Origin of the sequence: Streptomyces sp. DG1A-41 (genome assembly GCF_037055355.1) — a bacterium.
Lineage (GTDB): Bacteria > Actinomycetota > Actinomycetes > Streptomycetales > Streptomycetaceae > Streptomyces.
Genome location: NZ_CP146350.1, coordinates 515,929 through 541,087, shown reverse-complemented (window position 1 = coordinate 541,087; position 25,159 = coordinate 515,929). Strand labels below are relative to the sequence as shown.

Genomic DNA, 25,159 nt, shown 5'->3' with positions numbered 1-25,159 from the left:
CATGCCCGATCCACGACGTATCCCCGAGGAGTGCATTGTGACCTCGACCGGCCTGCCGGAAAGCCTGATGGCCACCCTCCCCGGCTCCTCCTACACGGATCCCGAGATCTTCGCCCAGGAGCAGGAACACATCTTCGAGGCGATGTGGTTCTGCGCGGTGCGCTCCGCCGACCTCGCCAGGCCTGGTGCCTTCCGGACCGTCGAGGTGGGCCGCGAGAGCATCCTGATCACCCGGGCACGGGACAACTCCATACGTGCCTTCTTCAACGTCTGCCGGCACCGCGGAGCCAAGCTCTGCACGGCGGAGACCGGCGAGGTCAAGCGCGCCTTCCAGTGCCCCTACCACGCCTGGACCTACGACCTGACGGGCAAACTCGTCGCGGCACCCAACCTCACCAAGATGCCCGACATCAGCCGCACCGAGTACGGCCTGGCAGCAGTGGCCACCCGGGAATGGCTCGGCTATGTATGGGTGTGCCTCGCAGAGAACCCGCCCCCCTTCGACGAGGTCGTGGGGGATGTGGTCGCCCGCCTGGGCGACACGGAGTCGATCGAGCACTACGACATCGACAACCTCGAAGTCGGTCAACGGATCGTCTACGACGTGAAGGCGAACTGGAAACTCATCGTCGAGAACTTCATGGAGTGTTATCACTGCGCGACGATCCACCCCGAACTGACCGAGGTGCTCCCGGAGTTCGCCGACGGATACGCCGCCCAGTACTACGTGGGACACGGCGCCGAGTTCGGCTCCGAGGTCAAGGGCTTCACCGTCGACGGCTCCGAAGGCCTCGACCGCATCCCAGGCGTCACCGAGGACCAGGATCGCCGTTACTACGCGATCACCGTCCGGCCGCAGGTGTTCATCAACCTCGTGCCCGACCATGTGATCTTCCACCGGATGTATCCGGTCGCCGCGGACCGCACCATCGTCGAGTGCGACTGGCTCTACCTCAGGCACGTCGTAGAGAGCGGCAAGGACGTCAGCCGGTCGGTGGAGCTCTTCGACCGGGTCAACCGGCAGGACTTCGACGCGTGCGAGCGCTGTCAGCCCGCGATGAGCTCCCGGCTGTACGCCAAGGGCGGAGTCCTCGTGCCCAGCGAGCATCACATCGGTGAGTTCCACGCCTTCGTCCAGGAGCGTCTGGGCGCAGGGCGGCCACAGTAGTGGCGGCGGGCCGGCGCCTGGTGTGCAGGGCGCCCGTCCCGAAGGCGGCGCGCCGGGATCAGCCCAGGTAGCCCATGCGATGGCTGATCTCGTCCGCGCCCTCGACCAGCACCGGTGCCAGCTCGTGGATACGGTCCTCGGTGAGCCGGTACGCCGGTCCGGAGGCGCTGAGCGCCGCGATGACCTCTCCGTCCCTGTTGCGGACCGGGGCGGCCATGGCGTGCAGTCCTACCTCGAACTCCTCCAGGGTCCAGGAGTAGCCACGTTCGAGCGCCTCGGCGAGGTTCTTCTCGAGCTTCGTCTTCGCGGTCAGCGTGCGGGGGGTCATCTTCTTCAGGCCGACATCCGACAGCAGCGCGGCACGCTCCTTCGGCTGCATGTGCGCCAGCAGGATCTTGCCGCTGGAGGTGGCGTGCAACGGCGTCAGCTGGCCTACCCAGTTGAACGCCGTGACAGCACCCGGACCGCGCACCTGGTACAGGTTGATCGCGTAGCGCTCCTGCATCACGGCGAGGTTCACGGTCTCGCCGATCTCCTCGGCGAGACGCTCGCAGACCGGGCGGCTCTGCTTGGTGATGTCGATGCGCTCGGTGACCGCGCCGGCGAGGCGGACGATACCGAAACCGAGGCGGTACTTGCCGCGCTCGCCCGCCTGTTCCACCAGGCCGCGCACCTCCAGAGCGCCGAGCAGCCGGAACGCGGTGGACTTGTGGACATCGATCTCAGCGGCCACATCGCTGACGCCGGCCTCGCCGCGCCGGGCCAGAATCTCCAGCACGGTGATGGCGCGGTCGACGGACTGCACCCCACCGGTCGGCGCAGTTGTCGTTTCGGAATCTGCGTGGTAGTTGCTCACAACGCAACTATACGGGCGATAAACATAGCCGACAGCGGTGCAGGTCAGAGGCTTGGCACCATCCCGCACAAGTTGCGTTGTTCGCAACCTGGTGCGCATAGAGATACAGGTACTAGCATTCCGCGCATTCTCAACGGCGCGAGCGAGACGAGGCCCCATGGCTCACTTGCAGTACGACTTCGTTATCGTCGGTGGTGGATCGGCCGGCAGTGCACTGGCCAACCGGCTCTCCGCGGACCCCGGCAACCGGGTGCTGGTCCTGGAGGCGGGCAGGCCCGACTATCCCTGGGATGTCTTCATCCACATGCCCGCGGCGCTGACCTACCCGATCGGCAGCCGGTTCTACGACTGGAAGTACGAGTCCGAACCGGAGCCCCACATGGGCGGCCGGCGCGTGTACCACGCGCGAGGCAAGGTGCTGGGCGGTTCCAGCAGCATCAACGGCATGATCTTCCAGCGCGGCAACCCCATGGACTACGAGCGCTGGGCGGCCGACCCGGGCATGAAGACCTGGGACTACGCGCACTGCCTGCCGTACTTCCGGCGGATGGAGAACTGTCTCGCCGCCGACCCGGACGACGAGTTCCGCGGTCACGACGGCCCTCTCGTCCTGGAGCGCGGCCCGGCGGCCAACCCGCTCTTCGAGGGCTTCCTGAAGGCCACCGAACAGGCGGGACACGCTCCCACCGACGACGTGAACGGCTATCGGCAGGAAGGTTTCGCCAGGTTCGACCGCAATGTCCACCGTGGTCGCCGCCTGTCGGCCTCCAAGGCCTATCTCAAGCCCGTGCGAAAGCGCCCCAACCTCACGATCAAGACGCGCGCCCTGGTCACCCGCGTCCTCTTCGAAGGCAAGCGGGCCGTCGGCGTCGAGTACCGACGTGGCCGCGGCAGACCCCAGCAGGTGCGTGCCCGCGAAGTCATCCTCTGCGGAGGCGCGATCAACTCCCCGCAACTGCTCCAGCTCTCGGGCGTCGGCAATGCCGAGGAGCTGCGCGCGCTCGGCATCGACGTCGTACACAATCTGCCGGGTGTCGGCGAGAACCTCCAGGACCACCTGGAGGTGTACATCCAGTACGCTTGCAAGCAGCCCGTTTCCATGCAGCCGTACCTCGCGAAGTGGCGCGCCCCCTTCATCGGCCTGCAGTGGCTCTTCCGTACCGGCCCCGCCGCGACCAACCACTTCGAAGCGGGCGGCTTCGTCCGCGGCAACGAGGACGTGCCCTACCCCAACCTGATGTTCCACTTCCTGCCCATCGCGGTCCGCTACGACGGCTCCGTGCCCGCCGGCGGACACGGCTACCAGGTGCACGTCGGACCCATGTACTCCGACGCCATCGGCTCGGTGAAGATCAAGAGCAAGGACCCGGCCGAGCATCCCGCGCTGCGCTTCAACTACCTGTCCACCGAGCAGGACCGCCGTGAGTGGGTCGAGGCCGTCAGGGTCGCCCGCGAGCTGCTCAACCAGCCCGCCATGGCCCCTTACAACGCCGGGGAGATCTCGCCGGGACCGTCCGTCGAGACCGACGAGGAGATCCTCGCCTGGGTCGCCAAGGACGGCGAGACCGCGCTGCATCCGTCCTGCACCTGCAAGATGGGCACCGACGAGATGGCCGTCGTGGATCCGGCGAGCATGCGGGTGCACGGGGTGGAGGGGCTGCGCGTCGTCGACGCGTCGGTGATGCCCTACATCACCAACGGCAACATCTACGCGCCCGTCATGATGATCGCGGAAAAGGCGGCCGACCTCATCCTCGGGAAGGACCCGCTGCCGCCGTCCACCGCCGCGTATTACCGGCACCGCCCCCTGCCGTAACCAGCAGTTTTCAGACAGCCGCTCGGCCCGGAAACAAGGCGTTCCGGGCCTGGCGGCGTCGCGCCCCCATGGCTGTCTCCTTGGCGAAACCGTCACCGGTCAACCCCTTGACGTGGGGTGTCGCCTTCTCCAGAGTGTTCCATCACAAGCAATACGGTGCGCGATGCGCAACGAGATTCCCTCGAAGGGCCCTCGACGTGGCAGACCTGTACGTGGACGGAAAATGGCGGGATCCCGTGGCCGGCGGCCATCGGGACATCCGCTGCCCCGCCGACGACACGCTCTCCGTGACCGTGTCCGAAGGTACCCGTCCGGACACCGAGGCCGCCATCGCCGCGGCCCGCCGGGCCTTCGACGAAGGGCCCTGGCCGCGCACCTCCGAGCGCGAGCGCGGCGCTCTCCTCCTGCGCACCGCCGACCTCCTCGAACGCGACGCCGACGCGTTCGCCCGCGCCGAATCGCTGGACACCGGCAAACGGCTGGTGGAGAGCGAGTACGACATCGCCGACGTCGTCTCCTGCTTCCGCTACTACGGCGGGCTCGGCGGCACCGACGCCGGCCGGGTGATCGACACCGGCCGCGACGATGCCGTCAGCCGCGTCGTATACGAGCCGATCGGCGTGTGCGGACTGATCACCCCCTGGAACTACCCGCTGCTCCAGGCGAGTTGGAAGGTCGCGCCCGCTCTCCTCGCGGGCAACACGATCGTCCTCAAGCCCAGTGAGCTCACCCCCTCGACGGCCATCCTGCTGATGAAGTCACTGGAGGAGGCCGGGCTTCCGGCCGGTGCCGCCAACCTCGTCCTGGGAACCGGGCCCGAGGCGGGCGCACCTCTCGCCGAGGACCCCGCCGTCGACATGATCTCCTTCACCGGCGGCCTGGACACCGGCAGACGCATCATGGCCACCGCCGCCGCGACCGTGAAGAAGGTCGCGCTGGAACTCGGCGGCAAGAACCCCAACGTCGTCTTCGCCGACGCCGACTTCGAAACGGCCGTGGACTTCGCGCTCACGGCCGTCTTCCTGCATTCGGGCCAGGTCTGCTCGGCCGGCGCCCGGCTGATCGTCGAGGACGCGCTGCACGACCGGTTCGTCGACGAGGTGGTCCGCCGCGCCCGGCGGATCCGGCTCGGCGGCCCCTTCGATCCGCAGGCCGAGACCGGACCGCTGATCTCCGCGCAGCACCTGGCGAAGGTCGAGGCGTACGTCGCGGCCGGACTCGCCGAGGGCGCCGTCCTGCGCTGCGGTGGCGAACGCCCCGACGACCCGGCCTTGGCCGACGGCCACTACTACCCGCCCACCGTGCTCGACGAGTGCGGTCAGGACATGCGGGTGGTGCACGAGGAGTCCTTCGGACCCGTGCTCACCGTGGAGCGCTTCACCGACGAGGACGACGCCGTGCGCATCGCCAACGACACCGAGTACGGACTCGCAGGCGCCGTCTGGACGCAGGACGCCGGGAAGGCCCAGCGGGTCGCCCGCCGGCTGCGCCACGGCACGGTGTGGATCAACGACTACCACCCCTATGTGCCGCAGGCGGAATGGGGCGGGTTCGGGTACTCCGGCGTGGGCCGGGAGCTGGGCCCGACCGGCCTGGACGAGTACCGGGAGCCCAAACACATCTGGCAGAACATCCAACCCCGGCCGCAGCACTGGTTCCGCGGCTGAACGCCGAAAAGAGGTCGAACATGACCCCAGCAACGACCGAGGTGCCGCAGCGGCGCGGCACGCCCCAGGACTCGGCACCCACCCCGGTCATCTCCGTACGCGAACTGTGGAAGGTGTTCGGGCCGAAGGCGGACCAGGTACCGGGCTCCGAGGAACTGCGCGGGCTCACCCGCCGCGAACTGATGGACCGCACCGGATGCACCGCCGCCGTGCGCGACGTGGACTTCGAGGTCGCGCCCGGCGAGGTGTTCGTCGTCATGGGCCTGTCCGGCTCCGGCAAGTCCACCCTGGTGCGCTGTCTGACCCGGCTCATCGAACCCACCGCCGGAGAGATCCTCTTCGAGGGCGAGAACATCCGCGACGCGGACGCGGGCCGCCTGCGCGAACTGCGCCGCAGCAAGTTCTCCATGGTCTTCCAGCACTTCGGGCTGCTGCCGCACCGCCGGGTCGTCGAGAACGTGGCGTTCGGGCTGGAGATCCGCGGCATGAGCCGGGCCGAGCGCACGAGACGGGCGCTGGAGGTCGTCGAACTCGTCGGGCTCTCCGGGTACGAGAGCTCCTACCCCGACCAGCTCTCCGGCGGTATGCAGCAACGCGTGGGTCTCGCCCGCGCGCTGGCCGGCGACCCGGACGTGCTCCTCTTCGACGAGCCGTTCTCCGCGCTCGACCCGCTGATCCGCCGTGACATGCAGAACGAGGTCGTCCGTCTGCATCACGAGGTCGGCAAGACCATGGTGTTCATCACCCACGATCTGTCGGAGGCGCTGCGGCTGGGCGACCGCATCCTCATCATGCGCGACGGCGGGATGGTCCAGTGCGGCACCGGCGACGAACTGGTCGGGGCCCCCGCCGACGACTACGTACGCGACTTCGTCAGGGACGTGCCCCGCGGTGACGTACTGACGTTGCGGTGGATCATGCGCCCGGCGGAGCCCGGCGACCCCCTGGACGGTCCCGAGCTCGGCCCGGACGTCGTGGTGAAGGAGGCCACGCGGGCGGTGCTCGCGGCCGAGAAGCCGGTCAAGGTCGTGGAGGACGGCAAGCTGCTCGGCATCGTCGGCGACGAAGAGATCCTCGCGGTGGTCGCCGGGCAGGAAGGCGACGCGTGATGACCGTCGCGATCGAGAAGCCGGAGAAGACCGGGACGGTGGAGCCGCCCGCTCCCGCCCGGCGCGTGCGCAGGGTCAACCGCGCCGTGGTGGTGGCGGCGATCCTGCTGGTCTGGCTGGCGCTCTTCGCCGTGCTGCGCGGCAAGCAGACCCTGGACCTCGCGGCGGCCGACCTGACCGATCTGCACCGGTGGTTCAACGACGTCAACGACTCGATCGGCGCCAACCGCAACTCCAACCCGCTCTTCCTGTACTTCTTCAACGAGATCCGCCTCGTCATCGACTTCCTGGTGACCTTCGTCCAGGAGCTGATCTCGCAGCCGACCGCGGGCCGTCCGGTGCCGCAGATCGGCTGGCTCGGCGTCGTCGGCATCGTCGGCTACGTCTCCTGGGCCATGGGCAACTGGCGGGTCGCGCTGCTGGCCATGGCCGGCTTCACCTTCCTCGGCCTGCAAGGGCTCTGGCAGGAGAGCATGGACACCCTGGCGCTGACCCTCTCCGCGGTCTTCGTGGCGCTGCTGTTCGCCATTCCCCTGGGCGTGTGGGCCGGGTTGTCGGACCGGTTCAACCGGATCGTGACGCCGTTCCTGGACTTCATGCAGACGATGCCGACCTTCGTCTATCTGGCGCCGCTGACCCTGTTCTTCCTGATCGGTCCCGCCTCCGCCACGATCGCCACCACGATCTACGCGGCACCGCCGGCGATCCGTATCACGGCGCACGCCATCCGCTCCGTACCGGAGACCACGGTCGAGGCGGCGGACTCGATGGGCGCAACACGGCGGCAGGCCCTGCTCAAGGTCCTGCTGCCGATGTCCAAGCGGACCGTGGTGATGGGCATCAACCAGACCATCATGGCCGCCCTGGCCATGGTGACCATCGCGGCCCTGATCAACGCCCCCGGCCTTGGCGCGACCGTCATCCAGGCCCTCCAGTCACTGGACGTCGGCACGGCCTTCAACGCCGGTCTGGCCATCGTCGTCATGGCCATCGTGCTGGACCGGGTCACCACCGCGGCGAGCGGCCGGGCGGAGACGGCCCGGGGCTCGGACAGTCCCTTCCTCAAGTGGCGGCGGCAGCTGCTCGCGGCAGGCGCGGTGGCCGCGGCGCTGCTGGTGTATCTGTCGCACATGTATGTGTGGGCGGCCGAGTTCCCCGGCGACGGCGGCATCGGCAGCGGCATCGCCACGACGGCGGCCGATGTGACCACCTGGGCACAGGACAACCTGTCGGGCCTGACCAACGCCTTCCGTGACGCCCTCACCAACGGCCTGCTCAATCCGTTCCAGACCCTGCTAACCGACTCCCCGTGGTGGCTCGTCGGCGTCGCCCTCGTCGCGGTCGGCACGGTGCTCGGCGGATGGCGCGCCGGGGCCACCACCGTCGTGTGCGTGGGCCTGCTGGTCGGTACCGGTGTCTGGTCGGACGCCATGACGACGCTGGCGTCCACCGCGGTGGCGACGGTGCTGGTGATGCTGCTCGGCGTCGCCGTCGGAGTGTGGATGGGACGCAGCGCGCTCGTGGACCGGCTGCTGCGGCCTACCCTGGACGCGGCCCAGGTCATGCCGCCGTTCGTCTATCTCGTGCCGTTCCTGGCGCTGTTCGGCGCGACACGGTTCACGGCCATCGTCGCCGCCGTCGTCTACGCGGCGCCGGTCGCCATCAAGATCATCGCCGACGGGGTGCGGGCCGTGCCCGAGACCACCGTCGAGGCGGCGACGTCCACCGGGTGCAACACCTGGCAGATCATCACCAAGGTCCAACTGCCCATGTCGCGGGGCGCCCTGACCCTCGCGACCAACCAGGGCCTGATCTACGTGCTGTCCATGGTCGTCGTGGGCGGCCTGGTGGGCGCGGGTGCCCTCGGCTACGACGTCGTGGCCGGGTTCTCGCAGGGACAGCTGTACGGCAAGGGACTCGCGGCGGGGCTCGCCATCGTCCTGCTCGGAGTCATGTTCGACCGGATCACTCAGGCAGCGGCTCGCCGCGCCGGCGCATAAGGAGCACCACACCATGGCACGACACCTCAGAGCCGGCGCGGCCGGCCTGGCCGTCCTCGGCCTCACCCTCACGGCCTGTGGCGGCGCGAAGGTCGGCGACGACAGTGCGGGCGGCTCGGGCAGCTCGGGCAAGTGCGGCACCTTCAACCTCGCGATCAACCCCTGGGTGGGCTACGAGGCGAACGCGGCGGTCCTCGCGTACGTCGCCGAGCACGACCTCGGCTGCAAGGTCGAGCAGAAGGACCTGAAGGAGGAGATCGCCTGGCAGGGCTTCGGGACGGGCGAGGTCGACGCCGTCGTCGAGAACTGGGGCCACGACGATCTGAAGAAGAAGTACATCACCCAGCAGAAGACCGCCGTCGACGCGGGCCCGACCGGCAACGAGGGCCTCATCGGCTGGTACGTGCCGCCGTGGCTGGCCAAGGCGCACCCGGACATCTTGGACTGGAAGAACCTGAACAAGTACGCGTCGAAGTTCAAGACCTCGGAGTCGGGCGGCAAGGGGCAGCTCCTCGACGGCGACCCCTCGTACGTCACCAACGACGAGGCGCTGGTGAAGAACCTCAAGCTGGACTTCAAGGTGGTGTACGCGGGCAGTGAGACCGCGCTCATCCAGGCGTACCGCAACGCCGAGAAGAACAAGCAATGGGTGATCGGCTACTTCTACGAGCCGCAGTGGTTCCTGTCCGAGGTTCCGTTGAAGAAGGTCAGCCTGCCCGAGTACAAGGAAGGCTGCGACGCCGACGCCGAGAAGGTCGCATGCGACTACCCGGTGTACAAACTCGACAAGATCGTCAGTGCCAAGTTCGCCAAGTCGGGCAGCCCGGCCTATGACCTGGTGAAGAACTTCACCTGGACGAACGACGACCAGAACACCGTCGCCAAGTACATCGCGGTGGACAAGATGGCGCCCGAGGCGGCGGCGAAGAAGTGGGTCGAGGCCAACCGCGACAAGGTCGACGCCTGGATCAAGTAGGGCCTGCGACTGCCCTGGTGAACCCCGCCGGAAAGGCCCGGCAGGCTGTGTCCTCAGCCTGCCGGGCCTCGTCGTTTTCCGGTGATTCATCCCTGGAGTTTCCGGGGGTTTTTCCGGCGTCGTGGACCCCTTGACACGCCTGTCCACGGCGGGCACATTGAGTTGCGCAACCTGAACCCTGTTGCGCAGACAGCAACTGGATCGCTTTCAACGTCGGAGGTGCGGCGATGGCGGGACCCCGGGTGGTCATCATCGGAGCGGGCGTCGTGGGAGCGGCGCTCGCCGATGAGATCTCCGCACGAGGCTGGACCGAAGTGACCGTGGTCGACCAGGGCCCGCTGCCCGCCACCGGGGGATCGTCGTCGCACGCCCCGGGCCTGGTCTTCCAGACGAACCCCTCCAAGACCATGACCGAGATGGCCCGTTACACCGTCGAGAAGTTCTGCTCGCTCGACGTGGACGGTCAGCCCTGCTTCCTCCAGGTCGGCGGCCTGGAGGTGGCGACCAGCCCGGAGCGCGTCACGGAACTCCAGCGGCGCCACGGCTGGCTCGCCTCCTGGGGCATCGAGTCCCGGCTGCTGACCACCGAGGAGTGCGTCGAACAGCACCCGCTCGTCAACCCGGACAGGGTCCTCGCCGGCCTCCTCGTACCCACGGACGGCCTCGCGAAGGCGGTCCTCGCCGTCGAGGCGCAGATCCGCCGGGCCACCGAGCGCGGTGTGCGCTTCCTCGCCCGCCACGAAGTCCTCGACGTACCAAGGGCCGACGGCGAGGTGACCGGTGTCCTCACCGACCAGGGCGAGATCCCCGCCGACATCGTCGTGTGCTGCGCCGGCATCTGGGGCCCGAAGATCGCCCGCATGGTCGGCATGAACCTCCCGCTCACACCGCTCGCCCACCAACTCGCCTGGACGGGCCCGGTACCGGCCCTGACGGGCCAGACGCAGGAGGCGGTCCGCCCGATCCTGCGCCACCAGGACGCCGACCTCTATTACCGCGACCGCTTCGACGGCCTGGGCATCGGCTACTACGGCCACCGCCCGATGCCTGTCTCGGCCGACGACATCCTCTCCGTGGACGAGGCCGAGGAGATGCCGTCCGTCCTGAAGTTCACCGAGGAGGACTTCGAGGACGCCTGGAGCGAGACCCAGTCGCTGCTCCCCGCGACGAAGGACGCCAAGGTCGAAGAGGGCATCAACGGCCTGTTCTCCTTCACCACCGACGGCCTGCCGCTGCTCGGCGAATCCCCGGACGTCAAGGGCTTCTGGGTCGCCGAGGCCGTCTGGGTCACCCACTCCGCGGGCGTCGGACGGGCCATGGCCGAATGGCTGGTCGACGGCTACTGCTCCTCGTTCGACCTGCACGAGTGCGACGTCAACCGCTTCGAGCCGCACCAGCTCTCGCCGGAGTACGTGCTGGCCCGCGACTGCCAGAACTTCGTCGAGGTCTACGACATCCTCCACCCCCTCCAGCCGTCGGGAGACCCGCGCCCGATCCGCAGGAGCCCGTTCCACGCCCGCCAGCAGGAGCTGGGCGCCTTCTTCCTGGAGGCGAACGGCTGGGAGCGCCCCCAGTGGTACGAGGCCAACGCGGGCCTGGTCGAAGGCCGTTCCATCGTCACCCCCAACGACTGGGCCGCGCGGTACTGGTCGCCCATCGTCGCCGCCGAGGCCCAGGTCACCCGCGAGACCGTCGCGATGTACGACATGACGGCCCTCAAGCGGCTCGAGGTCAGCGGGCGAGGTGCGGGCGAGTTCCTGGAGCGGCTGTGCACCGGCAAGGTCGCGAAGTCCGTCGGCTCGGTGACGTACACCCTGCTCCTCGACCACGACGGCGGCATCCGCAGCGACATCACCGTCGCCCGGCTGGCCCCCGACCTCTTCCAGGTCGGCGCCAACGGCAACCTGGACCTCGACTGGTTCACCCGCCACCTCCCCGCCGACGGCACGGTCCAGATCCGCGACATCACCCCCGGCACCTGCTGCATCGGCCTGTGGGGCCCGCGCGCCCGCGACGTCCTCCAGCCGCTCACCGACGCCGACTTCTCGGCGACCGGTCTGAAGTACTTCCGCGCCAAGCGCGCCCACATCGGCTCCGTCCCCGTCACCGCGATGCGCCTGTCGTACGTCGGCGAACTCGGCTGGGAGCTGTACACCACCGCCGACCTGGGCCAGAAACTGTGGGACACCCTCTGGCAGGCGGCCGAGCCGCTCGGCGGCATCACGGCCGGCCGCGGCGCCTTCAACAGCCTCCGCCTGGAGAAGGGCTACCGCTCCTTCGGCACGGACATGACCTACGAACACGACCCCTACGAGGCCGGAGTCGGATTCGCCGTCAAGCCCGACAAGGACGACTTCATCGGCAAGGCGGCGCTGGAGCGGCGTAAGGCCGACGTACGGCGGAAGCTGACGTGCCTCACGATCGACGACCCGAGGGCCGTCGTCATGGGCAAGGAGCCGGTGTACGACGGCGACTGTGCGGTCGGGTACGTCACGAGTGCCGCGTACGGCTACACGATCGGCAAGGGGATCGCCTATGCGTGGTTGCCGGCGGAGCTTGCAGCTCCGGGGACGGTTGTGCATATCGGCTACTTCGACCAGAGCGTCGAGGCAGTCGTGGCCGAAGAGCCGCTGTTCGATCCGACGATGTCCCGACTCCGTGGCTGAGTTTTCGTCTGCGGCCCCGTTGGGGCTGGTCGCGCAGTTCCCCGCGCCCCTTTGGGGCGCTCAGCCTCAGGTCCGTAGGAAGGAGTACCGCAGGTGAACGCACAGCTGCTCGACGGCAAGGCGACTGCCGCCGAGATCCGCCGCGAACTCACGGAACGGGTGGCCAAGTTGACTGCGACCGGGGGCCGCCCGCCGGGCCTCGGCACTGTCCTGGTCGGCGACGACCCCGGCAGCCACGCCTACGTCGGCGGCAAGCACCGCGACTGCGCCCAGGTGGGTATCGCCTCCATACGCCGGGAGCTGCCCGCCGACGCCTCGCAGCAGCAGGTCGAGGAGACGATCGACGAGCTCAACGCCGACCCGGCCTGCACCGGCTACATCGTCCAGCTCCCGTTGCCGCGCCACCTCGACGCCAACGCCGTACTGGAACGCATGGACCCGGCCAAGGACGCCGACGGACTGCACCCCGTCAACCTCGGCCGGCTCGTCCTCGGCGTCGAGGCCCCGCTGCCGTGCACCCCGCGCGGCATCGTCGAACTGCTCCGTCGCCACGACGTGCCCCTCGCCGGAGCGCGGGTGTGCGTGATCGGCCGGGGCATCACCGTCGGACGGCCCATCGGACTCCTCCTCACCCGCAGGTCCGAGAACGCCACCGTCACCCTCTGCCACACCGGCACCAAGGGTTTGGCCTGGCACGTGCGCGAGGCGGACATCGTCGTCGCGGCCGCCGGCTCGCCCGGACTGATCACCAAGGACATGCTGCGCCCCGGCGCGGCCGTCCTCGATGTCGGTATCACCCGCACCGACCAGGGGCTGGTCGGTGACATCCACCCGGACGCCGCCCAGGTCGCCGGATGGCTGGCGCCGATGCCCGGGGGCGTGGGCCCCATGACCCGGGCCATGCTGCTCGCCAATGTCGTCGAGGCCGCCGAGAGGAACGCGAACACCGTATGAACGCGCTGAACACCCCCCTGGCGGAGCTGGACCCCGAGGTCCACGCCGCGCTCCGCGCCGAACTGCACCGCCAGCAGTCCACCCTGGAGATGATCGCCTCCGAGAACTTCGCGCCGTCCGCCGTGATGGAGGCCCAGGGCTCGGTCGCGACCAACAAGTACGCCGAGGGCTACCCCGGCCGCCGTTACTACGGCGGCTGCGAGCACGTCGATGTCACCGAGCGGCTGGCCATCGAGCGGATCAAGTCCCTCTTCGGCGCGGGCTTCGCCAACGTCCAGCCGCACTCGGGCGCCCAGGCGAACACCGCCGTCTTCTTCGCCCTGCTCCAGCCCGGCGACACCGTCCTCGGCCTCGACCTCGCGCACGGCGGGCACCTCACCCACGGCATGCGCATCAACTACAGCGGCAAGATGCTCAACGTCGTGCCGTACCACGTGTCCGAGGCGGACAACCTCGTCGACATGGACGAGGTCGAGCGGCTCGCCAAGGAACACCGTCCCAAGATGATCATCGCGGGCTGGTCGGCGTATCCGAGGCAGCTCGACTTCGCGGCCTTCCGCAGGATCGCCGACGAGGTGGGCGCCCTGCTGATGGTCGACATGGCGCACTTCGCCGGACTGGTTGCCGCGGGTCTGCACCCCAACCCCGTACCGCACGCCCACGTCACGACCACCACGACGCACAAGACACTCGGCGGCCCGCGCGGCGGCGTCATCCTCACCAACGAGGCCGACCTCGCCAAGAAGATCAACTCTGCGGTGTTCCCGGGCATGCAGGGCGGCCCCCTGGAGCACGTCATCGCCGCGAAGGCGGTGTCGTTCAAGGTCGCCGCGTCACCGGAGTTCGCCGAACGCCAGGCCCGCACGCTCGCCGGCTCCCGCATCCTCGCCGAACGCCTCGCCCGGCCCGACGCGGCGGCGGCCGGGGTGAAGGTCCTGACCGGAGGCACGGACGTCCACCTGGTCCTGGTCGACCTGCGCGACTCGGAACTCGACGGCCGGCAGGCCGAGGACCTGCTCCACGAGGTCGGCATCACCGTCAACCGCAACGCCGTCCCCTTCGACCCGCGCCCGCCCATGGTCACCTCGGGCCTGCGCATCGGCACCCCGGCCCTGGCCACCCGCGGCTTCACCGAGGCGGACTTCGCCGAGGTCGCGGACGTGATCGCGCTCGCCCTCCAACCGGAGCCGGACGTGCCCGCCCTGCGCGCCCGCACTCAGGCCCTGGCCGCCAAACACCCGCTCTACGCCCACCTGTCCGAAGACGGAGACGCCCGATGAGCCCCCGCACCCCCGGCGCCGAGCTCCCCGAACACCCCGACTGGCTGTGGCGCAACCCCGAGCCGAAGCGCTCGTACGACGTCGTCGTCGTGGGCGGCGGCGGCCACGGCCTGGCCACCGCCCACTACCTGGCGAAGAACCACGGCATCACCAACGTCGCCGTGCTGGAGAAGGGCTGGCTGGCGGGCGGCAACATGGCCCGCAACACCACGATCATCCGCTCCAACTACCTGTGGGACGAGAGCGCCGGCATCTACGAGCACGCGCTCAAGCTGTGGGAGGGCCTGGCGGAGGAACTCGACTACCCGATCCTGTTCTCCCAGCGTGGCGTGCTGAACCTCGCCCACAGCCTCCAGGACGTCCGTGACAGCGTGCGCCGCGTCGAGGCCAACCGCCTCAACGGCGTGGACGCCGAGTGGCTCGACGCGGACGGCGTCAAGGACGTCTGCCCGATCGTCAACATCTCCCCGGACGTGCGCTATCCGGTCCTCGGCGCGACCTACCAGCCGCGCGCGGGCATCGCCAAGCACGACCACGTGGCGTGGGGCCTCGCCCGCTCCGCCGACGCCGCCGGGATCGACATCATCCAGAACTGCGAGGTCACCGGCCTCGACGTCGTCGGCAACCGGGTGGTGGGAGTCCAGACCACCCGCGGCCCGATCGCGGCGGGCAAGGTCGCGCTCTGCTCGGCGGGCCACACCTCGGTCCTGGCGGCCATGGCGGGCATCGAACTCCCCGTCCAGAGCCACCCCTTGCAGGCCCTGGTGTCGGAGCTGCTGGAGCCGGTGCACCCCACGGTCGTCATGTCCAACGCGGTCCACGTGTACGTCAGCCAGGCGCACAAGGGCGAGCTGGTGATGGGCGCGGGCATCGACGCGTACAACTCCTACACCCAGCGCGGCGCCTTCCACATCATCGAAGAGCAGATGTCGGCGGCCCTGGAGCTCTTCCCGGTCTTCGCCCGGGCCCACGTCCTGCGCACCTGGGGCGGCATCGTCGACGTCAGCCCCGACGCCTCACCGATCATCGGCCTCAGCCCGGTCGACAACCTCTACCTCAACTGCGGCTGGGGAACCGGCGGCTTCAAGGCCACCCCCGGCGTGGGCTGGGTCTACGCCCACACCATCGCCCACGACACACCCCATCCGCTGAACGCCCCCTTCTCGCTCGACCGTTTCACCACCGGCGCGCTCGTCGACGAGCACGGCGCGGCCGCGGTGGCCCACTAGGACCATCAGGGAGCCGACCCATGCTGCTGATCCCCTGCCCGTGGTGCGGGCCCCGCGACGAGGCCGAGTTCCACTACGGTGGCCAGGCCCATGTGCCGTACCCGCAGGACCCGTCCTCCCTCACCGACGAGGAGTGGGCCCGCTACCTCTTCTTCCGCGACAACCCGAGGGGCCCCTTCGCCGAGCGCTGGAGCCATGCGGCGGGCTGCCGCCGCTGGTTCAACGCGGTGCGGGACACATCGACGAACGAGATCCTGACGGTGTACCGGGCGGGGGAGGAGCGCCCGGAAACGGTGGAGCCGCGCCCCGTCACCTTCCAGCCGAGTCCTGTCCCACCAGCCCGTCCGGCGCTTGAGGACGAGGCCGTCCAGGCCGAAGGGGGGTCCGGGGCGGCAGCCCCGGTTGGGGTGCAGGGGGCGAAGCCCACGCGGGGGTCGGGGGGCGCAGCCCCCGGCGGGGGCGAAGGGGCGGAGCACCTTCAGGATGATGAGGGTCCCCCCTGCTCGAGCGAAGCCGAGAGCTTGGGGGAGGGCAGGGGCGGCGGGGGCGAATCAACCCAGCCGTTCCGCCACCCCACCCGCGGCCGAATCCACCGCGACACCCCCCTCACCTTCACTTTCGACGGCACCGCATACCAGGGCTGCGAGGGCGACACCCTCGCCTCCGCCCTCCTCGCCAACGGCGTCATCCAGACCGGCACCAGCATCAAACTGGGCCGCCCACGCGGCATCTTCTCGGCCGGAGTCGAGGAACCCAACGCGGTCATCCAGATCGAGGCCCCGTTCCCCGAGCCCATGCTCCCGGCCACCACCGTCGAGCTCTACGACGGCCTCGTCGCGACCAGCCTCCCCGGCCAGGGCCGCCTCGCCACCGAACCGGACCCGGCCCGCTACGACGCCGTACACACCCACTGCGACCTCCTGGTCGTGGGCGCGGGCCCGGCCGGCCTCGCCGCAGCGGCAGCCGCCGCCCGCTCGGGTGCCCGCGTCATCATCGCCGACGACCAGCCGGAACCCGGCGGCAGCCTCCTCGGCACGGGCGAACTCCTCGACTGGGTGGACGAGACGGCCGCCCGGCTCGACGCCGCCCCCGACGTACGCGTCCTGCGCCGCACCACCGTCTTCGGCTACTACGACGACAACCACCTGCTCGCCGTGGAGCGCCGCACCAACCACCTGGGCGCCGAGGCCCCGGAGCACGTCTCCCGCGAACGCGTCTGGCGCATCCGCGCCCGCCGCGTCGTCCTCGCCACCGGCGCCCACGAACGCTCGCTGGCCTTCGCGGACAACGACCGCCCCGGCGTGATGCTGGCGGCCTCGGCCCGCGCCTACGCCAACCGCCACGGCGTCCTGCCCGGCCGTCACGCGGTCGTTTTCACGACCAACGACAGCGCCTATGCGGCGGCCATGGACCTCGCTGCGGCGGGCGTGGCCATCGAGGCCGTCGTCGACACCCGCACCGAGCCGGGGGAGCGGGCGGAGCGTGCCCGGCAGGCCGGAATCGAGGTGCTGACGGGGCACGCCGTCACCGCCACGGAAGGCGCCCCCCGGCTCACCTCCGTCACCGTCGCCCCGTACGGACAGTCGGCGGGACAGCGGGAGTTCGCCGCCGACCTGCTCCTGGTCTCCGGCGGCTGGAACCCGGTGGCGCACTTGTTCAGCCAGGCGGGAGGCAAGCTCCGCTACCACGAGGAGCTCGGCACCTTCGTTCCCGACACGTGTCGCCAGGCGGTCGAGGTCGCGGGCGCCGCGAGCGGCGTCTTCGACCTGGCCCGGGTCCTCGCGCAGGGAGCGGCCGCCGGAGTCCGCGCGCTCGAGGCCGAGGGCTACACCTGCGAAGTTCCGCACCTGCCACAGGTGGCCACGCCGCCGCGGACGCCGCCCATGCGGGTCTTCACCGTCCCGGGGCGGGAAGGCGCCCCGCGCTTCGTCGACCTGCAACGCGACGTCACCGTCGAGGACCTGGCCCGGGCGACCGGCGCCGGCATGCGCTCCGTCGAGCACACCAAGCGCTACACCACGGCCGGCACGGCGAACGACCAGGGCAAGACCTCCGGCGTCCTGGCCAGCGGCGTCGTCGCCGAACTGCTCGGCGTGGACATCTCCGCACTCGGCACCACCACCTTCCGGCCGCCGTACACCCCGGTCTCCTTCGCCGCTCTCGCCGGCCGCGACCGCGGTGCCCTGCTCGACCCGATCCGCACCACCGCCCTGCACGAGTGGCATGTCGCGCACGGCGCCCTGTTCGAGAACGTCGGCCAGTGGAAGCGGCCCTGGTACTACCCGCAGGCCGGCGAGGACATGGAGACGGCCGTCCTGCGCGAGTGCGCCGCCGCCCGGGAGGGCGTCGCCTTCATGGACGCCTCCACCCTCGGCAAGATCGACGTCCAGGGCCCCGACGCGGGCGTCTTCCTCGACCTGCTCTACACCAACATGATGAGCACCCTGAAGGTCGGCATGATCCGCTACGGCGTGATGTGCCGGCCGGACGGGATGGTCTTCGACGACGGCACCGTCATCCGCCTCGACCAGAACCGCTACCTGGTCACCACCACGACGGGCAATGCCGCCGCCGTGCTGGACTGGATGGAGGAGTGGCTCCAGACGGAGTGGCCCGAACTGCGCGTCCACTGCACGTCGGTGACCGAGCAGTGGGCCACCGTCGCCCTGGTCGGCCCGCGCTCCCGCGAAGTCCTCGGCTCGCTCGCGCCTCGACTCGCCGTCGCCAACGAGGACTTCCCGTTCATGGCGTGGCGCGAGACGACCGTCGCCGGCATCGACGCGCGCGTGTGCCGGATCAGCTTCTCCGGCGAACTCGCCTACGAGATCAACGTGTCACCGTGGGAGGCCCTCGCCCTGTGGGAGGCGCTGTACGAGGCCGGCGCCCCGTACGGCATCACCCCGTACGGCACGGAGACCATGCACGTCCTGCGCGCGGAGAAGGGCTACCCGATCGTCGGCCAGGACACCGACGGCACCGTGACACCGCAGGACCTCGGCATGAGCTGGGTGGTGTCGAAGAAGAAGCGGGACTTCATCGGCAAGCGGTCCCACGCCCGTGCCGATACCGCCCGCCCCGACCGCAAGCACCTGGTCGGGCTCCTTCCGGAGGACCCGGGCACGTTCCTCCCCGAAGGCACGCACCTGGTCGCCGGCAGTGTGCTGCCGACGCCGCCCGTGCCGATGCTCGGCCACGTCACGTCCAGCTACCGCAGCGCGGCCCTCGGCCGGACCTTCGCCCTCGCGCTGGTCAAGGGCGGCCGGGACCGCATCGGTGAGCGACTCTATGCCCCCGTGGGCGACCGGCTGGTCCCGGTGACCGTCGCGAGCCCCGTCCTCTACGACCCCGAGGGAGCCCGCCGCGATGGCTGACACCGCCGTTACCACCCCGCTCCGCAGCCCTCTGTCGCACGCCGCCGACCGGCTGGCCGCCGCGACCCGCACCTCCGGGGGCGCGATCCGGCTCGCGGAACTGCCCTTCCTGTCCCAGATCAATGTGCGTCTCGACCCCAAGGGAGCGGCGGCGGACGCCGTGGGGCTGGCGCTCGGTCTCCAACTCCCCGCCGAACCCGACACCGCGGTCCGCGCCGGGGAACTGACCGCCCTGTGGCTCGGCCCCGACGAGTGGCTCGTGGTGGGCCCGCCGGGCGCTCAACAGGACCTGGAGAGCCGGATCCGTGGGGCCGCGGGCGACGAGCCCGTGTCCGTCATCGATGTCTCGGCACAGCGCACCACGCTCCTCGTCGCCGGTCCCCGGGCCCGCGACGTGCTGGCCCACGGCTGCTCGCTGGATCTTCACCCGCGGGTCTTCGGCCCCGGTCGCTGCGCCCAGACGAACCTGGGCCGGACCCAGGTCGTCCTGGTCGCCCGTGACGACCCCCGGGCCGGGTTCTGGGTGCTGGTCCGTTCGTCCTTCGCCGGCTATCTCACGGACTGGCTGCTGGACGCGTCTGTGGAGTGGACGGGCTGACGCGGGCCCATGCAGGCGGCGGTCGGTGATCCGGGCACCGGATCACCGACCGCCGCTTGTCGTGAGGGTTCTGTCCTGGTCAGCGACCGAGCCGGGCCATGCGGGCCTCAGCCCGCATAGCCGAGACGGCGACTGAGCTCGTCCGCCGCCGAGACCATCAGCGGCGCGAGCTCGTGCATCCGCTCCACGGTGAGCCGGAAGGCCGGCCCCGACGCGCTGAGTGCGGCGACGACCTCGCCGTCGTCCGAACGCACGGGCGCGGACAGGGCGTTGAGGCCCTCCTCGTATTCCTCCACCGTGATGGCGTAGCCCTGCTCACGGGCTTCGGACAGGTCCGCCTCCAGTTTCCTCCTGGAGGTCACCGTGCGGGGTGTCAGACGGGGGAGGCCGGCCTCGGCGAGGAGTTCGTCGCGGGCCTCGCGGTCGAGGTGGGCCAAGAGGACCTTGCCGCTCGACGTGCAGTGCAGCGGAGTCTGCCGTCCCACCCAGTTCTGCGCGGCGATGGCCGACGAGCCGCGAACCTGGTAGAGGTTGATCGCGTGGTGGGACTCGAGCACGGCGATGTTCAGTGTCTCGCCCACGTCGTCGACGATTCGCTCGCAGATCCCGCGCCCGTGTCTGGTGACGGCGATGCGGCCCGTCACGGCGCCGGCCAGGCGCACGACACCGAAGCCGAGACGGTACTTTCCACGTTCACTCTCCTGCTCGACCATCCCATGCGCTTCCAGCGCGCCGAGCAGCCGGAAGGCGGTGGACTTGTGGACGTCGATCGCCGCGGCCACTTCACTCACGCCCGCCTCGCCGTGCTGGGCGAGGATCTCCAGCACGGTGACAGCACGGTCAACGGATTGCACTCCGCCACTGGGAGCGCCTGCGGACTCAGCGCCGTAGTTGCTCATGGCGAAACCCTAGGTGAAATGGTCAACAGGTGTGAGGGGGTGGGAGGTCATTTCCTCAGCGGAAGACGACCGTACGGTTGCCGTTGACCATGATGCGGCTCTGGCTGTGCCACTCCACCGCCCGCGCCAGGACCTGCGCCTCGACGTCGCGCCCCAGGGCGACCATGCTGTCGGGCCCCAGGGAGTGGTTCACACGGATGACGTCCTGCTCGATGATGGGTCCCTCGTCGAGGTCCGGGGTGACGTAATGGGCCGTCGCTCCGACGAGCTTGACGCCGCGCTCGTACGCCTGGACATAGGGGCGGGCGCCCTTGAAGCTCGGCAGGAACGAGTGGTGGATGTTGATAGCGCGGCCCTCGAGCTGCTTGCACAGGTCGTTCGACAGGATCTGCATGTAGCGGGCGAGGACCACCAGGTCGATGTCCAGCTCGTCGACGAGCTCCAGCAGCCGCGCCTCCGCCTGGGGCTTCGTCTCCCGGGTGACGGGCACGTGGTGGAAGGGGATTGCGTAGCTCTCGGCGAGCGGCTCGAAGTCCCGGTGGTTGGAGACGATCGCCGGCACCTCGATGTTCAGCGCGCCGGTGCGCCAGCGGAAGAGCAGGTCGTTCAGGCAGTGCCCGAACTTCGACACCATGATCAGCGTGCGCGTCGGCGTCGACGCCTCGTACAGCTGCCAGGAGATCCGGTACGCCTCCGCGACCTGCGCGAAGCCGGACTTCAGGTCCTCCAGTGACGTGCCCGGGTCCGAGACGTCGAAGTGCACCCGCATGAAGAAGCGGTCCTGCGACCGGTCGTCGAACTGCTGGCTCTCCTGGATGTTTCCGGAGTGCCGGACCAGGAAGCCGGTGACGGCGTGGACGAGGCCCGAGCGGTCGGGGCACGACAGAGTGAGGACGAACTCGCGGCCGGTTGTGGGTCCAAGTGACACGGAGCCCTCCCAGAGAAGTGCGTATTACGCAACAGCCTGACTGATACGCAACATGGTCCTGGCTGCGACGGTCTGCGGTCAAGGGCTTGACAGTGCTTCGGGTGGACTGCACCGTGAGTTGCGTAGCAAGAAGCACGTTGCACATGAGGCAACCACTCGCCCGTCCGAGGCGCTTCACTCCGAGGTGAACCATGACTACGACCGGCCTGCCGGAGAGCCTGATCGCGACCCTCCCCGGTGACCACTACACGGACCCGGAGATCTTCCGCCTGGAGCAGGAACACATCTTTGAATCCATGTGGTTCTGCGCGGCACGCTCGTCGGAACTGGCGAAGCCGGGCGCCTTCCGGACCGTGGACGTCGGACGGGAGAGCGTCCTGCTGACCCGGTCGCGGGACGGCTCCCTCCGGGCCTTCTTCAACGTGTGCCGGCACCGGGGCGCCAAGCTGTGCACGCAGGAGTCCGGAGAGGTGAAGCGGGCCTTCCAGTGCCCGTACCACGCCTGGACGTACGACCTCAACGGCAAGCTCGTGGCGGCCCCGAACCTGACGAAGATGCCGGACATCGGCCGCACCGAGTACGGCCTGGCGAGCGTGGCGGTACGCGAGTGGCTCGGCTATGTGTGGGTGTGCCTGGCCGAGAACCCGCCCTCGTTCGAGCAGTCGGTGATCGCGGACGTGGTCGCGCGCCTGGGTGACGTGGAGTCCATCGAGCGGTACGACGTCGAGAGCCTGGAGGTCGGCCGGCGGATCGTCTACGACGTCAAGGCCAACTGGAAGCTGATCATCGAGAACTTCATGGAGTGCTACCACTGCGCGACCATCCACCCCGAGCTGACCGAGGTCCTCCCGGAGTTCGCCGACGGCTACGCGGCGCAGTACTACGTGGGCCACGGCGCCGAGTTCGGCTCGGACGTCCAGGGCTTCACCGTGGACGGCTCGGAGGGCCTGGACCGTATCCCCACGGTCTCCGAGGAGCAGGACCGCCGGTACTACGCGATCACCGTGCGCCCGCAGGTGTTCATCAACCTGGTCCCCGACCACGTGATCTTCCACCGGATGTTCCCGGTGGCGGTGGACCGCACGATCGTGGAGTGCGACTGGCTGTACCTGAAGGGCGTCGTGGAGAGCGGCCGGGACGTGAGCCGGTCGGTCGAGCTGTTCGACCGCGTCAACCGGCAGGACTTCGACGCCTGTGAGCGTTGCCAGCCCGCGATGAGCTCCCGGCTGTACGCCAAGGGCGGCGTCCTGGTGCCCAGCGAGCACCACATCGGCGAGTTCCACGACTGGGTCCAGGACCGCCTCGGCACCCGCGCGAACCTCGCGGAGAGCTAGGCGATGACCCGCAAGGCACCTGCCGGGGACCCCGATGACTCCCGTCTGCGGGTGGGCCCGCCGAAGGATTACGCCGCGGGCGTTCCCGCGGTCACGTCCTCGCTGCGCCACGCCCACGCGCAGATGGGCGTCCGCCGCAGCCTGCTGACCCTGCTGAGCGTCAACCAGAAGACGGGATTCGACTGCCCGGGATGCGCCTGGCCCGAGCCCGAGCACCGGCACCGCGCCGAGTTCTGCGAGAACGGCGCCAAAGCGGTGGCCGAGGAGGCGACCCTGCGCCGCGTCGGTCCCGGCTTCTTCGCCGAGCACACCCTGGCGGAGCTGGCCGGACGCAGCGACTACTGGCTCGGTCAGCAGGGCCGCCTGACCCACCCCATGTACCGCCCCGCGGGCGGCGACCGGTACCGGCCGATCTCCTGGGACGAGGCGTTCGCCGTCATCGCCCGGGAGCTGGGCGCTCTCGACTCACCCGACCAGGCCGCCTTCTACACATCCGGCCGGGCGAGCAACGAGGCCGCCTTCCTCTACCAACTGTTCGTCCGGCTCCTCGGCACCAACAACCTGCCGGACTGCTCCAACATGTGCCACGAGTCGAGCGGCTCCGCCCTGACCGAGACCATCGGCATCGGCAAGGGCAGCGTCCGGCTGGAGGACCTGTACGAGGCCGACCTGATCCTCGTCGTAGGGCAGAACCCGGGCACCAACCACCCCCGGATGCTCTCGGCGCTCGAGACGGCCAAGGCCAAGGGGGCCCGCGTCATCACGGTCAACCCCCTCCCCGAAGCGGGCCTGCTGCGTTTCAAGAACCCCCAGCGGCCCTCCGGCGTACTGGGGGCGGGAACCCAGCTCTCCGACCTGTTCCTGCAGATCAGGCTCGGCGGCGACCAGGCCCTCTTCCAGGCCTTCAACCGCATGCTCCTGGAGGCGGAGGACGACGCTCCCGGCACGGTCCTCGACCGCGACTTCATCACCGCGCACACCCACGGCTTCGAGGAGTTCGCCGACCAGGCCCGCAAGACGTCCTGGGAAGACGTCCTGGAGGCGACGGGGCTGTCGGAGCGGGAGATCCGGGAGGCGTTCCAGGAGGTGGTGTCCGCGCGGAAGATCGTCGTGTGCTGGGCCATGGGCCTCACCCAGCACCGCCACTCGGTGCCCACCATCCGCGAGGTCGTCAACTTCCTGCTGCTGCGCGGCAACATCGGACGCCCCGGCGCCGGCCTGTGCCCCGTGCGCGGGCACTCCAACGTCCAGGGCGACCGGACCATGGGCATCCACGAGAAGCCGGACGCCGCTTTCCTGGACGCGCTCGGCGCGGAGTTCGGCTTCGTGCCGCCCCGCCACCACGGTCACGACGCGGTGGCGACCATCCGGGCCATGCGGGACGGACAGGTACGCGTCTTCGTCGCGCTCGGCGGCAACTTCGTCTCCGCCGCTCCGGACACCGCACTCACCGAGCGAGCTCTGCGCAACTGCGCGCTCACCGTGCAAATCTCCACCAAGCTCAACCGGTCCCACGCGGTGACCGGCCGCCAGGCGCTCATCCTGCCCTGCCTGGGCCGCACCGAAGCCGACCCGCGGCCCACCGGGGAGCAACGAGTGACGGTGGAGGACTCCATGGGCATGGTGCACCTCTCGCGTGGCCGGCTCGCGCCCGCCTCCGACACCCTGCTGAGCGAGATCGCGATCATCTGCCGGATGGCGAACGCGACCCTCGGCAGCGGCGGTCCGCAGGTGCCCTGGGCCGACTTCGAGGCGGACTACGACCTGATCCGGGACAGGATCGCCCGGGTGATCCCCGGCTTCGAGGACTTCAACGCCCGGGTGCGCCGGCCGGGCGGCTTCGCCCTGCCCCACCCGCCACGCGACGAGAGGCGCTTCCCCACCAGGACCGGGCTGGCCAACTTCACCGTCAACCCTCTGGACGTGCTGCGCGTCCCACAGGGCCGGCTGCTCCTCCAGACCATCCGTTCGCACGACCAGTACAACACCACCATCTACGGCCTGGACGACCGCTACCGGGGCATCCACCAGGGGCGCAGAGTGCTCTTCGTCCACCCGGACGACCTCGCCGCGCACGGCCTGACCGAGGGCGATCCGGTCGACATCGTCAGCGAGTTCTCCGACGGGGTCGAGCGCCGGGCACCGGCCTTCCGAACGGTCGCCTACCTCACCCCGCGTGGCTGCTGCGCCGCCTACTTCCCCGAGACCAACGTCCTCGTACCGCTGGACTCCACCGCGGACGTCAGCAACACGCCGACGTCCAAGTCCATCGTGGTCCGGCTGGAACCGGCGCACTGACCGCAGCGCC

17 protein-coding genes are annotated in these 25,159 nt (G+C 69.7%); 14 read left to right on the top strand and 3 right to left on the bottom strand.

From position 1 onward, the window contains the following. Nucleotides 1-37 precede the first annotated feature (37 nt). Nucleotides 38-1,168 carry an aromatic ring-hydroxylating dioxygenase subunit alpha gene (locus V8690_RS02600; RefSeq protein WP_338775666.1) on the top strand — a complete coding sequence of 377 codons (1,131 nt, stop codon included), beginning with the start codon at nucleotides 38-40 and terminating at the stop codon, nucleotides 1,166-1,168. A gap of 58 nt (nucleotides 1,169-1,226) precedes the next feature. Here the strand turns inward: V8690_RS02600 and V8690_RS02595 are convergent, their stop codons facing one another. Then, on the bottom strand, nucleotides 1,227-1,973 hold the full coding sequence (locus V8690_RS02595; RefSeq protein WP_338785221.1) for an IclR family transcriptional regulator: 747 nt from the start codon (nucleotides 1,971-1,973) through the stop codon (nucleotides 1,227-1,229). A 208-nt stretch (nucleotides 1,974-2,181) separates the two neighbouring features. Here V8690_RS02595 and betA point away from each other — a divergent pair, with 208 nt between their 5' ends. From betA to V8690_RS02540, 11 genes are all read left to right on the top strand, one after another. Further along, nucleotides 2,182-3,840: a choline dehydrogenase gene (gene betA, locus V8690_RS02590; protein ID WP_338775665.1), complete on the top strand. Its 1,659-nt coding sequence runs from the start codon at nucleotides 2,182-2,184 to the stop codon at nucleotides 3,838-3,840. A gap of 197 nt (nucleotides 3,841-4,037) precedes the next feature. Continuing rightward, nucleotides 4,038-5,507, top strand: coding sequence for an aldehyde dehydrogenase family protein (locus tag V8690_RS02585; protein WP_338775663.1), 1,470 nt, complete (start codon nucleotides 4,038-4,040; stop codon nucleotides 5,505-5,507). 20 nt (nucleotides 5,508-5,527) lie between these two features. Then, nucleotides 5,528-6,616, top strand: coding sequence for a glycine betaine/L-proline ABC transporter ATP-binding protein (locus tag V8690_RS02580; protein ID WP_338775662.1), 1,089 nt, complete (start codon nucleotides 5,528-5,530; stop codon nucleotides 6,614-6,616). After that, nucleotides 6,616-8,616, top strand: a complete 2,001-nt coding sequence (locus V8690_RS02575; RefSeq protein ID WP_338775661.1) for an ABC transporter permease subunit — start codon at nucleotides 6,616-6,618, stop codon at nucleotides 8,614-8,616. The genes V8690_RS02580 and V8690_RS02575 overlap by 1 nt, the downstream gene beginning before the upstream one ends. 13 nt (nucleotides 8,617-8,629) lie before the next feature. Beyond that, a complete protein-coding gene (locus V8690_RS02570) occupies nucleotides 8,630-9,592 on the top strand; it encodes an ABC transporter substrate-binding protein (protein WP_338775660.1) in 963 nt (320 codons plus the stop codon). Between the two features lie 227 nt (nucleotides 9,593-9,819). Then, nucleotides 9,820-12,258, top strand: coding sequence for an FAD-dependent oxidoreductase (locus V8690_RS02565; protein WP_338775659.1), 2,439 nt, complete (start codon nucleotides 9,820-9,822; stop codon nucleotides 12,256-12,258). A 93-nt stretch (nucleotides 12,259-12,351) separates the two neighbouring features. Beyond that, nucleotides 12,352-13,212, top strand: a complete 861-nt coding sequence (locus tag V8690_RS02560) for a bifunctional methylenetetrahydrofolate dehydrogenase/methenyltetrahydrofolate cyclohydrolase (RefSeq protein ID WP_338775658.1) — start codon at nucleotides 12,352-12,354, stop codon at nucleotides 13,210-13,212. Beyond that, nucleotides 13,209-14,492: a serine hydroxymethyltransferase gene (gene glyA, locus V8690_RS02555; protein ID WP_338775657.1), complete on the top strand. Its 1,284-nt coding sequence runs from the start codon at nucleotides 13,209-13,211 to the stop codon at nucleotides 14,490-14,492. Before V8690_RS02560 ends, glyA begins: the two co-directional genes overlap by 4 nt. Continuing rightward, nucleotides 14,489-15,721 (top strand): sarcosine oxidase subunit beta family protein, encoded by a 1,233-nt coding sequence (locus V8690_RS02550; protein WP_338775656.1) that lies wholly within the window; start codon nucleotides 14,489-14,491, stop codon nucleotides 15,719-15,721. The genes glyA and V8690_RS02550 overlap by 4 nt, the downstream gene beginning before the upstream one ends. Nucleotides 15,722-15,741: 20 nt before the next feature. Next, on the top strand, nucleotides 15,742-19,092 hold the full coding sequence (locus tag V8690_RS02545) for a sarcosine oxidase subunit alpha family protein (RefSeq protein ID WP_338775655.1): 3,351 nt from the start codon (nucleotides 15,742-15,744) through the stop codon (nucleotides 19,090-19,092). Further along, on the top strand, nucleotides 19,085-19,690 hold the full coding sequence (locus tag V8690_RS02540) for a sarcosine oxidase subunit gamma family protein (RefSeq protein WP_338775654.1): 606 nt from the start codon (nucleotides 19,085-19,087) through the stop codon (nucleotides 19,688-19,690). Before V8690_RS02545 ends, V8690_RS02540 begins: the two co-directional genes overlap by 8 nt. Nucleotides 19,691-19,797: 107 nt before the next feature. Here V8690_RS02540 and V8690_RS02535 read toward each other — a convergent pair whose 3' ends face one another. Both V8690_RS02535 and purU read right to left on the bottom strand, forming a co-directional pair. Continuing rightward, complete coding sequence (locus tag V8690_RS02535; protein WP_338775653.1) at nucleotides 19,798-20,544, bottom strand: IclR family transcriptional regulator; 747 nt, start codon at nucleotides 20,542-20,544, stop codon at nucleotides 19,798-19,800. A gap of 100 nt (nucleotides 20,545-20,644) precedes the next feature. Next, complete coding sequence (gene purU, locus V8690_RS02530) at nucleotides 20,645-21,517, bottom strand: formyltetrahydrofolate deformylase (RefSeq protein ID WP_338775652.1); 873 nt, start codon at nucleotides 21,515-21,517, stop codon at nucleotides 20,645-20,647. Between the two features lie 191 nt (nucleotides 21,518-21,708). Between purU and V8690_RS02525 the strand changes: the two genes are divergently transcribed. Together V8690_RS02525 and V8690_RS02520 are read left to right on the top strand one after the other, a co-directional pair. Beyond that, the gene (locus tag V8690_RS02525; RefSeq protein WP_338775651.1) at nucleotides 21,709-22,851 is read left to right on the top strand and encodes an aromatic ring-hydroxylating dioxygenase subunit alpha; all 1,143 of its coding nucleotides are present in this window, start codon (nucleotides 21,709-21,711) and stop codon (nucleotides 22,849-22,851) included. A gap of 3 nt (nucleotides 22,852-22,854) precedes the next feature. After that, on the top strand, nucleotides 22,855-25,149 hold the full coding sequence (locus tag V8690_RS02520) for an FdhF/YdeP family oxidoreductase (RefSeq protein ID WP_338775650.1): 2,295 nt from the start codon (nucleotides 22,855-22,857) through the stop codon (nucleotides 25,147-25,149). The last annotated feature ends 10 nt before the right edge of the window (nucleotides 25,150-25,159 follow it).

What these genes read in the sequence shown, in the direction of transcription:
- betA (WP_338775665.1), top strand. Translation starts at nt 2,182, where the DNA reads ATGGCTCACTTGCAGTACGACTTCGTTATCGTCGGTGGTGGATCGGCC.
- V8690_RS02580 (WP_338775662.1), top strand. Translation starts at nt 5,528, where the DNA reads ATGACCCCAGCAACGACCGAGGTGCCGCAGCGGCGCGGCACGCCCCAG.
- V8690_RS02575 (WP_338775661.1), top strand. Translation starts at nt 6,616, where the DNA reads ATGACCGTCGCGATCGAGAAGCCGGAGAAGACCGGGACGGTGGAGCCG.
- V8690_RS02570 (WP_338775660.1), top strand. Translation starts at nt 8,630, where the DNA reads ATGGCACGACACCTCAGAGCCGGCGCGGCCGGCCTGGCCGTCCTCGGC.
- V8690_RS02565 (WP_338775659.1), top strand. Translation starts at nt 9,820, where the DNA reads ATGGCGGGACCCCGGGTGGTCATCATCGGAGCGGGCGTCGTGGGAGCG.
- glyA (WP_338775657.1), top strand. Translation starts at nt 13,209, where the DNA reads ATGAACGCGCTGAACACCCCCCTGGCGGAGCTGGACCCCGAGGTCCAC.
- V8690_RS02550 (WP_338775656.1), top strand. Translation starts at nt 14,489, where the DNA reads ATGAGCCCCCGCACCCCCGGCGCCGAGCTCCCCGAACACCCCGACTGG.
- V8690_RS02545 (WP_338775655.1), top strand. Translation starts at nt 15,742, where the DNA reads ATGCTGCTGATCCCCTGCCCGTGGTGCGGGCCCCGCGACGAGGCCGAG.
- V8690_RS02540 (WP_338775654.1), top strand. Translation starts at nt 19,085, where the DNA reads ATGGCTGACACCGCCGTTACCACCCCGCTCCGCAGCCCTCTGTCGCAC.
- V8690_RS02525 (WP_338775651.1), top strand. Translation starts at nt 21,709, where the DNA reads ATGACTACGACCGGCCTGCCGGAGAGCCTGATCGCGACCCTCCCCGGT.
- V8690_RS02520 (WP_338775650.1), top strand. Translation starts at nt 22,855, where the DNA reads ATGACCCGCAAGGCACCTGCCGGGGACCCCGATGACTCCCGTCTGCGG.